General features: G+C 67.4%; 14 protein-coding genes. 4 read left to right on the top strand and 10 right to left on the bottom strand.

Annotation, left to right across the window (positions count from 1 at the left end; genetic code table 11):
• Positions 1 to 10 precede the first annotated feature (10 nt).
• From I0K15_RS18675 to fabD, 10 genes are all read right to left on the bottom strand, one after another.
• The gene (locus I0K15_RS18675; protein ID WP_196102986.1) at positions 11 to 1,462 is read right to left on the bottom strand and encodes a DUF2125 domain-containing protein; all 1,452 of its coding nucleotides are present in this window, start codon (positions 1,460 to 1,462) and stop codon (positions 11 to 13) included.
• A 78-nt stretch (positions 1,463 to 1,540) separates the two neighbouring features.
• The gene (gene cysE / locus I0K15_RS18670) at positions 1,541 to 2,356 is read right to left on the bottom strand and encodes a serine O-acetyltransferase (RefSeq protein ID WP_196102985.1); all 816 of its coding nucleotides are present in this window, start codon (positions 2,354 to 2,356) and stop codon (positions 1,541 to 1,543) included.
• 86 nt (positions 2,357 to 2,442) lie between these two features.
• Positions 2,443 to 3,165: a DUF2793 domain-containing protein gene (locus I0K15_RS18665; RefSeq protein WP_196102984.1), complete on the bottom strand. Its 723-nt coding sequence runs from the start codon at positions 3,163 to 3,165 to the stop codon at positions 2,443 to 2,445.
• Positions 3,158 to 5,398 carry a phage tail protein gene (locus I0K15_RS18660; RefSeq protein ID WP_230374416.1) on the bottom strand — a complete coding sequence of 747 codons (2,241 nt, stop codon included), beginning with the start codon at positions 5,396 to 5,398 and terminating at the stop codon, positions 3,158 to 3,160. The genes I0K15_RS18665 and I0K15_RS18660 overlap by 8 nt, the downstream gene beginning before the upstream one ends.
• Before the next feature lie 94 nt (positions 5,399 to 5,492).
• Positions 5,493 to 5,834 (bottom strand): hypothetical protein, encoded by a 342-nt coding sequence (locus tag I0K15_RS21125; RefSeq protein ID WP_230374182.1) that lies wholly within the window; start codon positions 5,832 to 5,834, stop codon positions 5,493 to 5,495.
• Between the two features lie 130 nt (positions 5,835 to 5,964).
• Entirely contained in the window at positions 5,965 to 6,954 is a 990-nt protein-coding gene (mltG, locus tag I0K15_RS18655; protein ID WP_196102982.1) for an endolytic transglycosylase MltG, read from the bottom strand.
• A 3-nt stretch (positions 6,955 to 6,957) separates the two neighbouring features.
• On the bottom strand, positions 6,958 to 8,211 hold the full coding sequence (gene fabF / locus I0K15_RS18650) for a beta-ketoacyl-ACP synthase II (RefSeq protein ID WP_196102981.1): 1,254 nt from the start codon (positions 8,209 to 8,211) through the stop codon (positions 6,958 to 6,960).
• 910 nt (positions 8,212 to 9,121) lie between these two features.
• Positions 9,122 to 9,355 carry an acyl carrier protein gene (locus I0K15_RS18645; protein ID WP_196102980.1) on the bottom strand — a complete coding sequence of 78 codons (234 nt, stop codon included), beginning with the start codon at positions 9,353 to 9,355 and terminating at the stop codon, positions 9,122 to 9,124.
• A 193-nt stretch (positions 9,356 to 9,548) separates the two neighbouring features.
• Positions 9,549 to 10,286 carry a 3-oxoacyl-[acyl-carrier-protein] reductase gene (gene fabG, locus I0K15_RS18640; protein WP_196102979.1) on the bottom strand — a complete coding sequence of 246 codons (738 nt, stop codon included), beginning with the start codon at positions 10,284 to 10,286 and terminating at the stop codon, positions 9,549 to 9,551.
• Positions 10,286 to 11,230 carry an ACP S-malonyltransferase gene (gene fabD / locus I0K15_RS18635; RefSeq protein ID WP_196102978.1) on the bottom strand — a complete coding sequence of 315 codons (945 nt, stop codon included), beginning with the start codon at positions 11,228 to 11,230 and terminating at the stop codon, positions 10,286 to 10,288. The genes fabG and fabD overlap by 1 nt, the downstream gene beginning before the upstream one ends.
• Positions 11,231 to 11,442: 212 nt before the next feature.
• On the opposite strand from fabD, the gene I0K15_RS18630 reads away from it, so the two are divergent.
• From I0K15_RS18630 to rpsR, 4 genes are all read left to right on the top strand, one after another.
• Positions 11,443 to 11,766, top strand: a complete 324-nt coding sequence (locus tag I0K15_RS18630; RefSeq protein ID WP_196102977.1) for a hypothetical protein — start codon at positions 11,443 to 11,445, stop codon at positions 11,764 to 11,766.
• Between the two features lie 157 nt (positions 11,767 to 11,923).
• On the top strand, positions 11,924 to 12,247 hold the full coding sequence (locus tag I0K15_RS18625) for a hypothetical protein (RefSeq protein ID WP_196102976.1): 324 nt from the start codon (positions 11,924 to 11,926) through the stop codon (positions 12,245 to 12,247).
• 408 nt (positions 12,248 to 12,655) lie between these two features.
• On the top strand, positions 12,656 to 13,030 hold the full coding sequence (gene rpsF / locus I0K15_RS18620) for a 30S ribosomal protein S6 (protein WP_196102975.1): 375 nt from the start codon (positions 12,656 to 12,658) through the stop codon (positions 13,028 to 13,030).
• 18 nt (positions 13,031 to 13,048) lie between these two features.
• On the top strand, positions 13,049 to 13,276 hold the full coding sequence (gene rpsR / locus I0K15_RS18615) for a 30S ribosomal protein S18 (protein WP_196102974.1): 228 nt from the start codon (positions 13,049 to 13,051) through the stop codon (positions 13,274 to 13,276).
• The last annotated feature ends 1 nt before the right edge of the window (position 13,277 follow it).

The following is a 13,277-nucleotide window of genomic DNA, read 5'->3' as shown; positions in this document are numbered from 1 at the left end:
CTTTTTCATGTCACTCGAGCGGCATGCCGTTCGCGAGAACCCGGCCGTCCTCCAGCGCCTCGATCCGCGAGGTGTAGGTATCCGGCGCATTGCCCGGCACTGCGAAGAGACCCAGCATCATCCGCGCGGGCATCACCTGATCCGGGCCGAGCAGCCCGATCTGGGTGAGGTTCTCCAGAAGCGTGTTGATCCCGATCGCCTCGACATCCAGCGAACCGACGGGCACCTGCGTGACGGGATCGAAGCGGAAGTCTCCCGCCGCCTCCACCGCGGCCCCGGCCAGGGTGAGCCGCAACTCGTTGACCGACGCACTCTCCATCTGCGGCGGCTCGGCCATGTCCATCTGCTCGGGATCGAACATGTTGGCCGTCATGGTGAGCTTGCTGTCCACATCAACGACGAAGCTCAGCGGCTCCCGGGCAATCACGCCCTGCGGATCGAAGAGATCCCAGAGGTGCCCGGCCACATCGAGCTCATCAAGCCGAAGCCGCAGCCCGGCATCCGACGCGGTCTCACCTTCGATGAAGGGAAACACCATCTCCGCTTCGACAGACGACAGCGTCGCGTCGATCGGCGGCACCGGCAGCCCGCGGGACGCAAACTTCATCCGGGTGTCGTCGGACCGGCCACCATAGGAAAACATGCCCTCACTGATTGCCACCGCGAGTTCCGTCGCACCGCCCGACATGTCGAGCCGCCACTCGGTCCCGTCCATCGCCCCGTTGACGAGCGTGCGCGAGCCCTCGGCGGTCATATCGAGCTGAAGCTCATCGTCCCCGGTCAGCGTCTGGCTGGTGGCGAGCAGCATCGGCCCACCGACCACACCGGTCGCCGACGCGCCGGTGTAGTTGAGATCGAAGCTCACCGTATCTTCGCCGCCCGACATGTTCTGCTTCATACCGATCTGACCGGCACTGAACTCGAAATCGTGCGGCCCCAGAACGCCGCCATACGCCGTCAGCGACCGCATTTCGTTGATGGAGAAGGTGACCGCGATACTCTCGAGATCCGCATCGAACTCATCTTCGAACACGAAGGACAGATCGACACCATCCGCCTCGGCCAGCGCCACGATGGCCTCCGGCTCCCCGCCGAAGACCTGGCGCAGGCCGCGGGTCAGCATCGTCATCTCGAGCGGCGTGTCGTAGTCCGGAACGGAAATGGTGAAGGTCGTCGCCTCCGGGATCAGGACCTCGACATCGTAGTCGGGGTCATCGATCGGCATGATCTCGAAGACGAGGCCCGGCATCTCCATCGACACGTCAGCCTCGGCCACGTCGATCGACAAGCCCGACAGCGTGATGCCACCGTCCGCCCGCTCCACCGTGTCGTAGCTCGCCTCGCCGGCCGTCTCGAACTGGAGAAGGAGGTGCGCTAGCACGTCCTGCGGCGTTACCTCCGCCGCGGCCGGAGCGGCCAGCAGGAGCGGAGCAAGGCAAAGCGTCGGGGAAAGGCGTGTCATCTGTGTCTCGCAATCGATTGAGGGGCCGGGCCAGTGTTCACCGACCCGCGCCCAACATCAATCACGAAACCGTGACGATCACGCGTCGTATTCCAGAAGGTGGTTCATCGACTGCGCCGGCTGATCGCATCCGGCCTCGCCCACGATCCGCGCCGGAACGCCGGCAACCGTCTTGCAGGGCGGCACCGGCTCCAGCACGACGGAGCCCGCCGCGATCCGGCTGCAATGGCCCACGGTGATGTTGCCGAGCACCGCGGCCCCGGCCCCGATCAGCACACCGTCGCCGATCTTGGGATGGCGGTCGCCATCCTCCTTGCCGGTCCCGCCCAGCGTCACCGAATGCAGCATGGAGACGTTGTCGCCCACCACCGCCGTTTCGCCGATCACCACAGAATGGGCGTGGTCGATCATGATCCCCTGCCCGACGCGCGCACCCGGATGGATGTCGACGCCGAAGACCTCGGACGTGCGCATCTGCAGGAAGTACGCCATGTCGCAGCGCCCCTGCTCCCAGAGCCGCCGGGCGATGCGGTAGGCCTGCAACGCCTGGAACCCCTTGAAGAACATCAGCGGCTGGATCAACCGGTGGCAGGCCGGATCGCGCTCGTAGACCGCCACCGCATCTGCCCGCGCCGCGCGACCCAGCTTCGGATCGGCGGCATGCGCCTCGGCAAAGATCTCCCGCACCAGCCCTTCGGTCATCTCACCGGAGGCGAGCTTCTGGCCCAGCCGGTAGGACAGCGCATCCTCGAAGTTGCGGCGCGTCAGCACGCTGGCATGGACGAGGCCGGCCAGGCGCGGCTCGTCCACGCACATCTTGTGCGCTTCCTCGGTGATCTGGGACCAGACCGGATCGATGCCGGTGACGGATGCAGAAACGGATGGCTGCGCCATGGCGACGATCTCCTTTCGCAGGGCAGTCCATCTGACATCGACCCTTCGCGCGCGGAAATCAAGCGGCGTCTGCCATGGCGCCGCCCTCAGACGGCAGCGGGCGGCAACAGTTCCGTTAGGTGAACCGCCAGCCGCACCGTGCCGCCGTCGAAGCTCGCGCCCCCCTCCGGTGTCAGGATCAGGTCCGTCGCCGACCAGTAGGTGATCGGCTGCCCGGTGAAGCCGAGAGCGTAGGAGTTCAGCCCCAACCCGAGCGACGAGCCATAGCGGTTGTCGGAGCCGGAGACGCCCAGCCGCCAACCTGTCAGACCCGCCCCGCTGATGGGGGAGATCACGCGTCCGGTGACACCCACCACCTGCGACGGACCGGGGATAATACCCGCAACGGTGCTCACCGCCTCGCCCGCGCCGATCACGTGATCGACCTCGACCACGCGCAGCAGCGTTGCGGCACCACCCGCTGACACCGCGGCCTCGTCACGTCGCCAATCCACCCCGTCATGGGTAAGCGCCGCCTGCCCCGCGACATCCCAGGCGCGCCAGCCCATCTGCGGCGTCACGAAGGACCAGAGGCCCGCGCTCGCCACCGCGACACGCCCGTCCTCGCCGGCCCAATCGCCGGTCGCCCCGGCGGGCACCGCGTGGCAATCGCCATCCGCGGGCGCCACCGGCGGCGTCGGGCGCATAACGGTCACGAGCCGAAGCTGGGTCATCGCATCGACCCGGGCCAGCGCCTCGTTCACCGTGACGTGCTTTTGTGCCTGTGCGGCCTGAACGAGCGGCAGGCCGAGTTTCGCGGTCTCAGTCATTCCAGGTCATCCTTTGCTGGGCTCCAGGCCCGAACCGGGCCGAGATCTGGGAAACGGTGATGTCGAAGGGAGCGGACGGCAGATCCGCCGCTGCGAGTACGGTCAAGGGCGCGACGACCTCACGCGACAGCACCACCGCGCCGTCCTTCACGAGCTCCAGGAGATACGCCTCCCGCTCTTCGGAGAGGGGCACGTCGCCCGCCGTCCAGAGGTCGCCGTCGACCCGGGTCCGCCGGATCCAGCGCACCTCCAGGTCGCCCCCCGTCCGGCGCGCCCGCAGATGCACCGGCGCGTAGGGTCGCAGGCCCACACCCTCGAAGACCTCCGTCACCGCGGCATAGCTCTCATCATCGACGGGACGCGAGGCGGGACCGACGCGAAGCTGACGCTCCAGCCCGCGCGCAGACAGCGGCAGGTCGATCTGCTCCGCCGCGTCGTCGAGCAGGACGAAGCGCGTGCCCACCTCCCAATTCGGCGGGATCACGAACTCCGTCCCCGCCTGCCCGCGCAGCAGCCCGCCAATCCGCCAGCGATCCGGCCCGACCAGCGTCGCGTCGCGGAACTGGATCACCTCCCAGTCCCCCGCCCCGTTGCGCAGCGCCGCCGCATTGGCTCCGTCGAGCACATCCGCACCCGACCGCGCCTCCAGCTCGCCGGTGACGAGCTCGATCTCGCAGCCCGCACTCCACCGCGCCGCAGGAGCAGCCGCGAGCGGCGTGACCAGCGTGCCCATCACCGCAGGCCGCGTCACCTGAGCCGCCAGCTCGAACCCGCTGGAACTCGACGAGATGTAGACCGCCGCAGCCCCCGGCCACGGCTCCGACGTCGCGGCAAGGTAAGGCGCATGCTCCACCTCGTCGCCGTTGAGCAAGGGCAGGTCCATCAGCTCGAACAGCACCGGCCCGATCTCATGCGGTCCAGGCCCGTCGAACAGGTGCCCCGGATGGTAGGCCGGCACGTAGACCGCCGGGTCGACCCGCGTCGCCTCCAGCCCCCTTGCCCCCGCCTCCTCGATCCGATCGAGGCGGAAGAGCCCAGCATCGAGCCGCACCACGTCCCCCGGCTCCAGCCCGATCTGCGAGGGCGGCAGCGACAGCTTCGCCCCGTCCCGCGCGATCCGGCCCTCGTCGAGGAGCCGCTCCGCGATGCCCTGTGCCTGCCCGGTATGGAGCGCCAGCGGCACCTCGGAGGTCTCGGCCCGCATCGGCGGCGCGAAACTGTCGAGCGCCTCGGCCGCCCCGCGCTGGTAATCGTGGTCCATCTGGATGTAGCGCAGGCGCACGCGGTCGGGCTGCTCGCCCTCGGCCCCGCGGCTCAGCACCGGCCCGGCGCCCTCCTCGTCGACCAGCGCGAGATCCGCCGACCGCAGATCCGCCGTCTCATGCCCTGTGCGCGTAATGAAGACGAGCTCTCCGTCCCGCTCCACCGCGTCGAACCCGAAAGCCAGCATCAGCGGCTGAAGCCCCGAGCGGGCCGACTGCCCATCCCGCATCTCCATGCCCCCGACTCCGCCATGCAGGCCTGACACGTCGACCTCCGTCACGCCGGAGCGCGCGCAGACCTCCTCGGTGACATCGGCGAGCGTCGCCATCTCCAACCGGCCGGAGATCCAGTGCCCCCGCCCGTAATTCACCCCATCCGACCACAGGCTCAGCCGGTTCGGAGATTCCGGCCACGGCCGCGTGTCCCAGGCCCAGACATGGCAGCGATCCAGCCGCAGCATCGGCCCGTCATAGATCTCGGAAATCGGATTGCGCCCGTCATCGGCCCAGTAGCTCAGGACGGCATCGAGATAGCGATACTGGATGAAATCATCCCGCGCCCCGGTCGAGAAATGGGGTAGCGCATTCTCGCTCGACTTCTCGTCGAGGAACACGTTCGGCTGGTTCGTCCCCTTGTCGATGGCCGGGCAGCCGAACTCGTCGCACCAGGCCGCGTCAAACTGCGGCCCGCGCAGCGCCTGCGGGTCGGAGGCCGAGAACACCTGCGCCTCCGCCCCGTTCGGCCAGACCAGCGTCCGGCGCGAGGAGATCCACTTGGGCTTCCGGTCCGGCGGCGAGCACGCGATGATCCCGCTCTCGCCCAGCACCATGACGTCGCGCGCCTGATCGTAGGTCTCGCCCACCAGCGCGATGCGCCGGTACGCGCCCTCGGCCTCGGGCGTCGCCCCCTCGACTAGCGTGCGGATCCATTCGGAGCCCGCCCGCGTCTTGCCCGCGCCGCGGCCGCCCATGCAGACCCAGGTCGACCAGTCGCCTTCTGGGGCGAGCTGATGTCCCTCCAGCGCCCAGAGCTCGAACAGGTAGCTCAGCGAACGCACCGCGTTGTCACTGAGCCCCGCCAGCAGCTCCTCGATCTCCGCGTCGGTTGCGGAGCTTAAGAATTCGCGCACGAAGTTCATCCCGTGCGGCATCGAGATCGAGAGGCGCTGCTGCGCCGTCTGCTGGGCTTCCATCGAGTTTCACCTCGTTTTCGATCAGGGCGAGCAGCGCCTTGCGGTGCTGGGTCAGCTCGGACGCGACATCCTTGGCCTGGGCGCTGTCCACCGTTCCGCCTTCGAGGAACTGGATGCGCCCGGTCAGGGCCCGCGTCAGGCTGTCGTACAGAACGCGCGCGGCTTCGGCGCGCGCGGCGAGCCTCACCCGTGCGGCGTCGGTATCGTCAGACATGAATGAAAGGTTTCCGTATCGCTGGAGAGAAATAAAAAAAGCGGCCCGGGTTTCCCCTGCCGCTTGCACACTTCTATCAGCTTGAATGTTTTGTGCCGAAGACCGTTCGCAAAGTCAAGCGGAAAATCGCCTACTGGCTCTCCGACCGCTGCCGCTCGATGGCCCGCCAGCGCGCCACATTGCGGTTATGCTCTTCATAAGTCACGGAAAATGCGTGCCCGCCTGTCCCGTCCGCGACGAAGAAGAAGTAGTCGGTCTCCGCCGGGTTCGCCGTCGCCTCGATGGAGGCACGGCCCGGATTCGCGATCGGCGTCGGAGGCAGCCCGGGAATCACATAGGTGTTGTAGGGCGTCTCGGCATCGAGCTCGCTACGCCGCAGCCCGCGCCCCAGCGTCCCCTCGCCCAGCGTGATGCCGTAGATCACCGTCGGGTCCGTCTGCAGCCGCATGCCGCGGTTGATCCGGTTGACGAAGACGCTCGCCACCTGCTCCCGCTCCGCCGAAACGCCGGTTTCCTTCTCCACGATGGAGGCGAGGATCAGGAGCTCCTCGGGGCTTTCCAGCGGCAGACCCTCGGCCCGGTTCTCCCACGCCTCGGCCACGATCTCGGCCTGCGCCTCCATCATCAGGTCGACCAGCGCCTGCCGCTCCATCCCCCGCTCGATCGAGTAGGTGTTGGGCGCGAGCGAGCCCTCCGGCGGCATCTCCGTGATCTCACCGACCAGGAGCTCGTTCTCGTTGATCCGCTGCACCGCCTGCCAACTCGTCCAGCCCTCGGGGATCGTGACCTGGTAGAGGATCGAACGGCCGGAGTTCAGCAGCTCCAGGATCTCCTCCATCGAGGCACCCGCCGGGATCTCGTACTCGCCGAAGCGCAGACCGCGATCCGTCTCCGTATACCGCGCGCCCAGCCGGAACACGTCGGTGTTGGAGATCGCCCCGGCGTCCTCCAGCACCCGCGCGACCCCGTTCAGCGTCGCGCCCCGTTCCACCGTGATGACGGTCGCCTGCGTCAGCGGTCCGGGTTGCGTGAACTCCCGTTGGCCCCAGAACACGGCCCCGGCCAGAATGCAGAGCCCCACGATCATCAGCGTGAGCAGGTTGGAAAGGATCGAGCGCATGGATCAGACCTTCTGGAAGATCACCGAAGCATTGGTGCCGCCGAAGCCGAAGCTGTTGGAGAGGGCCACGTTGATCTCCCGCTCCCGCTTCGCGTTCGGCGCGAGGTCCAGCGGCGTCTCCACCGCCGGGTTGTCGAGGTTGATCGTCGGCGGGGCCACCTGATCGCGGATCGCGAGGATGGAGAAGATCGCCTCCACCGCCCCCGCAGCCCCCAGCAGGTGCCCGACGGAGGATTTGGTCGACGACATCGTCGCCTTCCCCGCCGCGTTGCCCATCAACCGCTCCACGGCGCCCAGCTCGATCGTGTCGGCCATGGTCGAGGTGCCGTGCGCGTTGATGTAATCCACGTCACCGGGCTCCAGCCCCGCCCGCTTCAGCGCGGCACTCATCGAGCGGAAGGCCCCGTCGCCATCCTCGGAGGGCGCGGTGATGTGGTAGGCATCGCCCGACAGGCCATAGCCCACCAGCTCGGCATAGATCTTCGCACCGCGCGCCTTGGCGTGCTCGTACTCCTCCAGCACCACGACGCCCGCGCCTTCGCCCATCACGAAGCCGTCGCGCTCCGCATCGTAGGGGCGCGAGGCTTTCTCAGGCTCGTCGTTGCGCGTCGAGAGCGCCTTGCACGCGTTGAAGCCGACGATGCCGAGCTCGCAGATGGCACTCTCCGCCCCGCCCGCGACCATCACCTCCGCATCGCCGAGCGCGATGAGACGGCCCGCATCGCCAATGGCATGCGCCCCTGTCGAACAGGCCGTCACGATCGAGTGGTTCGGCCCCTTGAACCCGAACCGGATCGAGACCTGGCCCGAGGTCAGGTTGATCAGCGAGCCCGGAATGAAGAAGGGCGACACCCGGCGCGGTCCCTTGTCCCGCAGCACGTAGGAGGTCTGCTGGATCGAGTCGATGCCCCCGATGCCGGAGCCGATCATCACCCCGGTCCGGATCCGGTCCTCCTCCTTCTCGGGCAGCCAGTCGGCGTCCCTGCACGCCATCTCGGCGGCCGCGATGGAGTAGATGATGAAGTCGTCGATCTTGCGCTGTTCCTTCACCTCCAGCCAGTCATCGGGGTTGAAGGTCCCGTCCGAGCCGTCGCCGCGCGGCACTTCGCAGGCGATGCGGGTCGCGAGATGCTCCGCATCGAACCGCGTGATCGGCCCGGCCCCGGACCGGCCATCGAGGATGCGCGCCCACGTTTCCTCCACGCCGGAGGCGAGCGGAGACACCATCCCCAGCCCGGTCACAACCACACGCCGCATACTGCTCTCCTCGCATCGTTTCTTGGCACGGCATATAGCGGCACCCGGCGGGGGGCGGCAAGGGCGGGCCCGCATGCGAGCATCGCGGAACGGTCATCACCCTGCACCACCTCGCCCGGAATCAAGCCGAAGGCGCCGGGCGAGCGCCGGCCCGTCCCGCCGGGCTGGCGCATTGCGAGGTTGGGAGAAGATCGACGGTCCAGCGGGTCTTGCCGGGATAAATCAAACCGCTCTGACGAAAGAGCGCCTCCCCACGGACCGGCGCACGCCCGGCTTACGGGAGTTCGCACAGCTTGGCGTCGGGGGCACCGCGTCTTGCCATCGCGACCGCCCGCGCGCGCAGCAATTCGGGACAATGCACCTCGCAGGCGACGATCTTTCGAACGTTCTCAAGGCCATCAATACAAGTTAACTTCAACGCACGCGAATAAAGAATGCTTAATACGCGTCATAATAGAATTTCAAAGCCAACGCCCTGTTTTCCCAAGAGGCCGAAAAATTTATTTTGAAGACCGAGGTTAATCGCTTAGCTCACGACTCACCCATAACTGAGCAGAAGACAGTATGCCTTATCATCGAGTTCCGACTTTAGCTGATTGCAACTTCACCGAGCGGGAGAGCACGTGGCGTTGGCTCGTGTCCCGCAGCTTCGGCGCCGGCGCGGTGCCGGATGCCGCAACGACCCTGGTACCATCGGATCGGCCCGACACGGGGTACCTCACGGGGCCGCATCCCGCCGCGCCGGGCGTCAGATGAGGCGCGACCACCACACCTGAACGGGCGACCTGCGCCCGCCACCGCCCTCGCCAGTCCAATGCGAATGCGCAGGCCCGCCCCGCGCACCAAGGCCGAAACGAAAAAGGGCGGCCCCTAGGGACCGCCCTTTGAAAACCGCAGTGAGCGCAGGCGCTTACTGGTTTTCCTTGATGAACTTCACCGCGTCGCCGACGGTCTGGATGTTCTCGGCAGCGTCGTCCGGGATCTCGATGCCGAACTCTTCCTCGAAGGCCATGACCAGCTCGACGGTGTCGAGGCTGTCCGCCCCCAGGTCGTCGATGAAGGAGGCGTTCTCGCTCACCTTCTCCTCTTCGACGCTCAGATGCTCGACGACGATCTTCTTCACGCGATCCGCGATGTCGCTCATATGTCTCTTCCTCGTTTCGATGTGGCCGGGGGCGTGCGCCCCGTCCTGTCAGGCCCGGAGAGCCCGGACGCGTTTCTCATTATGCCCTAGCGGCAATTTGACCTCTCGGCAATGCCACCGGCCCGTTCGTGCGGCGCGCTATAGCACACCGGTCCGCGGGCGCAAACGCTTTCGGCGCCTGCGCCCGAAGCGCTTAGATCATGGCCATTCCGCCGTTCACATGCAGGGTTTGCCCGGTGATGTAGCCGGCCTCCGCACTCGCGAGATAGAGCACGGCGGAGGCGATCTCCTCGCCCGAGCCCATGCGCCCTGCGGGAATCGCGCCGAGGATCCCCTCCTTCTGCTTGTCGTTGAGCTTGTCGGTCATCGCCGTCTCGATGAAGCCCGGGGCGACGCAGTTCGCGGTGATGCCGCGGCTCGCGACCTCGGCGGCCACGGACTTGGTGAAACCGATCATCCCGGCCTTGGAGGCCGCGTAGTTCGCCTGCCCCGGATTGCCGGTGACACCCACCACGGAGGTGATGTTGACGATGCGGCCCCAGCGCGCCTTCATCATCGGCCGCATCACCGCACGGCACAGGCGCATTGTGGCGGTGAGGTTGATGTCGAGTACCTTCTGCCATTCCTCGTCGGACATGCGCATGAAGATGTTGTCGGCCGTGATCCCGGCATTGTTGACGAGGATGTCGAGGCCGCCCATCGCCTCCGCCGCCTGCTTGGGCAGCGCCTCGACCGCCTCGGGGTCGGAGAGGTTGCAGGGCAGCACATGCGCCCGCTCGCCGAGCGTCCCGGCGAGCTCCTTGAGCGGCGCTTCGCGCGTGCCGCTGAGCCCCACCGTCGCGCCCGCGCCGTGCAGTGCGGTGGCGATCGCCCCGCCGATGCCGCCCGATGCGCCGGTGATCAGCGCGGTCTTGCCTGTCAGATCGAACATCATGCCTCTCCCTTGATCTTCTGTGCGGCGGCCACGGCCTCCTCCGGCGTGCCGACGGGCGTGCAGGCGATGGAGCGCTCGATGCGCCGGATCATGCCCGACAGCGCCTTGCCCGCGCCGACCTCGTAGACCTCCGTCACGCCCTCCTTCGCCATGTATTCCACGCTCTCGCGCCAGCGGACCGAGCCCGTGACCTGGTCGACCAGCAGCGAGCGGATCTGGTGCGGCTGGGTCTCGCAGCGGGCGATCACGTTGGCCACGACCTTCACCTCGGGCGGCTCGATGTCGACATGGCTGAGCGCCTCGGCCATCGCATCGGCCGCGGGTTGCATCAGCGCGCAGTGGAAAGGGGCGGAAACGGGGAGCATCACGGCACGCTTCGCGCCCTTCTCCTTCGCGATCTCGACGGCCCGCTCGACGGCGCCCTTGTGGCCGGAGACGACGACCTGCGTCGGATCGTTGTCGTTGGCGGCCTGGCAGACCTCGCCCTCGGCCGCTTCCTTGGCAACGGCCTGCGCCGTCTCGAAATCGAGACCCAGCAGGGCCGCCATCGCGCCGACGCCCACCGGGACGGCGGATTGCATCGCCTCGCCCCGCGTGCGCAGCAACCGCGCGGTGTCGGACAGGCTCAACGCCCCCGCGGCGCAGAGTGCCGAGTACTCGCCCAGCGAGTGGCCCGCCACGAACTCCGCATCGGTGATCGCGACGCCCTCGGCCTCCAGCGCGCGCATCGCCGCGATGGACGTCGCCATCAGCGCGGGCTGCGCGTTCGCGGTGAGCGTCAGGTCCTCGATCGGGCCGTCCCAGATGAGGGCGGAGAGCTTCTCGCCCAGGGCCTCGTCCACCTCGTCGAAGACCGCCTGTGCTGCCGGATAGGCGTCGGCCAGCGCCTTGCCCATGCCCACGGTCTGGGCGCCCTGGCCCGGAAACACGAATGCCCTCATGCGCTTCTCCCTTGTCGCGGCTCGGTTCCGTCTACCGATGCGCGCGCGGCGATACAAGGCGCGCCGGGGGGCGGAGCCCTCCGCGCGACCGGGCCACGTTCATCTGCCGTTCATTTTTCGGGGTCTTGCGAGGCGCCCGATCGGCCACCACGTCATCAGGGTGCGTCGCACAGGTAATCGTTTCGCGAAATCAGATTGTTAGGAGTCCCTCCATGCGTCTTGCCCTCGTCCTTGCCGGCCTCGTCGCGGCCGCGCCCGCCTTTGCCAACATCACCCCCATCGCCGACGTGGAGCGCGGGAGCATGACGACCGTGAGCGGCGTCGTCGAACGTCTCCTCGACGAGGACGAGTTCCGCCTGAGCGACGAGACCGGCAACATCCGCGTCTATGTCGGTCCCAACTGGGTGCCGGCGGATGTGGGCGAGATGGTCACCGTCAGCGGCTTCGTGGACAACGACGTGTTCAAGGAGATCTATGCGCGCGAGATCACCCGCGCCGACGGCACCGTGGTCACGCTCGACCGCCGCTACGAATAACCTCCCCCCGGAGAGCGCCCCGGACCGGGGCCGGACCAACGCCACTGCGGTCCGGGGCGCAATTTACGCACATGGCGTGGGCAGGTTCGTCTTGAACCGCCACTTTGCCGCACCCATCTCCAAAAGCAGTGCAGTCCCATCGACTTAGGAGATATCCATGCGTGCCGCGCTGGCCCTGTTGGCGATCCTGTTCGCCTCCCCCGCCCTCGCCCAGATCATCACGATCGCGGAGATCCAGCGCGGCACGATGGTCACCATCTCGGGCACGGTCGACAAGGTGATGGACGACGACGAGTTCATCCTCGCCGACGAGACCGGCAACATTCCCGTCTATTTCAGTTCGAGCACGCCGCCGGTGGAGCTCGGCGAGCCCGTGACGGTGCATGGCTATGTCGACGACGAACTGGTGCTGGAGCTCTACGCCCACGAGATCACCCGCGCCGACGGCACCGTGCTGCAGGTGGGCCAGCGGTATCATTGAGGGTGGTTGACGAGCCACCGTCCCGGCCGCAGTGCCGGAACCGCTCAACCATCGCCCGCTGTCACTCTTGGGCTCGCCCCGAGGGTCTCCGGGATCACGAGATGGCCGGGTCAAGCCCGACCATGACACTAAGCCCTACCGTCCCGGCCGCAGCGCCGGGACCGCTCCCCAGCGAAGCGCCCCTCATCGAAAGACCCCGGATCAAGTCCGGGGTGGTAGCTCTCCGAAGCACCCTCCGGGCCAGGCGCACCCCTCCGCACCAAAGAGCCCAGACCCCTTGCATCCCTGCGCCGCACGCGTATAAGGCCGCATTCCCGGCGCAGTTCGATGAACCGCGTCGCCTCTCGTATGGCCCCGCGCCGGGATACCGGGGTCCATTTTGAAGCGCGCCCGACAGATGGTGAACCCATGGCTCTCTACGAGCATACCTTCATCGCGCGGCAGGACCTGTCCACCGCCCAGGCCGAGGGCCTGATCGAGCACTTCCAGCAGGTGCTCACCGACAATGGCGGCTCCGTCTCGGACACCGAGTACTGGGGTCTGAAGACCATGGCCTACAAGATCAACAAGAACCGCAAGGGGCACTACGCCTACATGCGGTCCGACGCCCCCTCCGCCGCCGTGCAGGAGATGGAGCGCCTGATGCGGCTCCATGACGACGTGATGCGCGTCCTCACCGTCCGCGTGGACGAGCACGAGGAAGGCCCGTCGGCCGTCATCCAGGCGAAGAATGCCCGCGACGAGCGTGGCCCCCGCCGCGACCGCGGCCCGCGCCGCGACTGATCGAAGGAGTAGGACCACATGGCACGCAAACCGTTTTTCCGCCGACGCAAGTCCTGCCCGTTCTCGGGCGAGAACGCGCCGAAGATCGACTACAAGGACGTCAAACTGCTCCAGCGCTACATCTCCGAGCGCGGCAAGATCGTCCCGTCCCGCATCACCGCAGTGTCCGCGAAGAAGCAGCGCGAGCTGGCCAAGGCCATCAAGCGCGCCCGCTTCCTCGCGCTGCTGCCCTACGCCGTGAAGTGAG

The sequence above is a fragment of the Pontivivens ytuae genome, assembly GCF_015679265.1.
In the GTDB taxonomy this organism is placed as follows: Bacteria; Pseudomonadota; Alphaproteobacteria; order Rhodobacterales; family Rhodobacteraceae; genus Pontivivens; species Pontivivens ytuae.
This window is presented reverse-complemented; position numbering and strand designations above follow the sequence as displayed.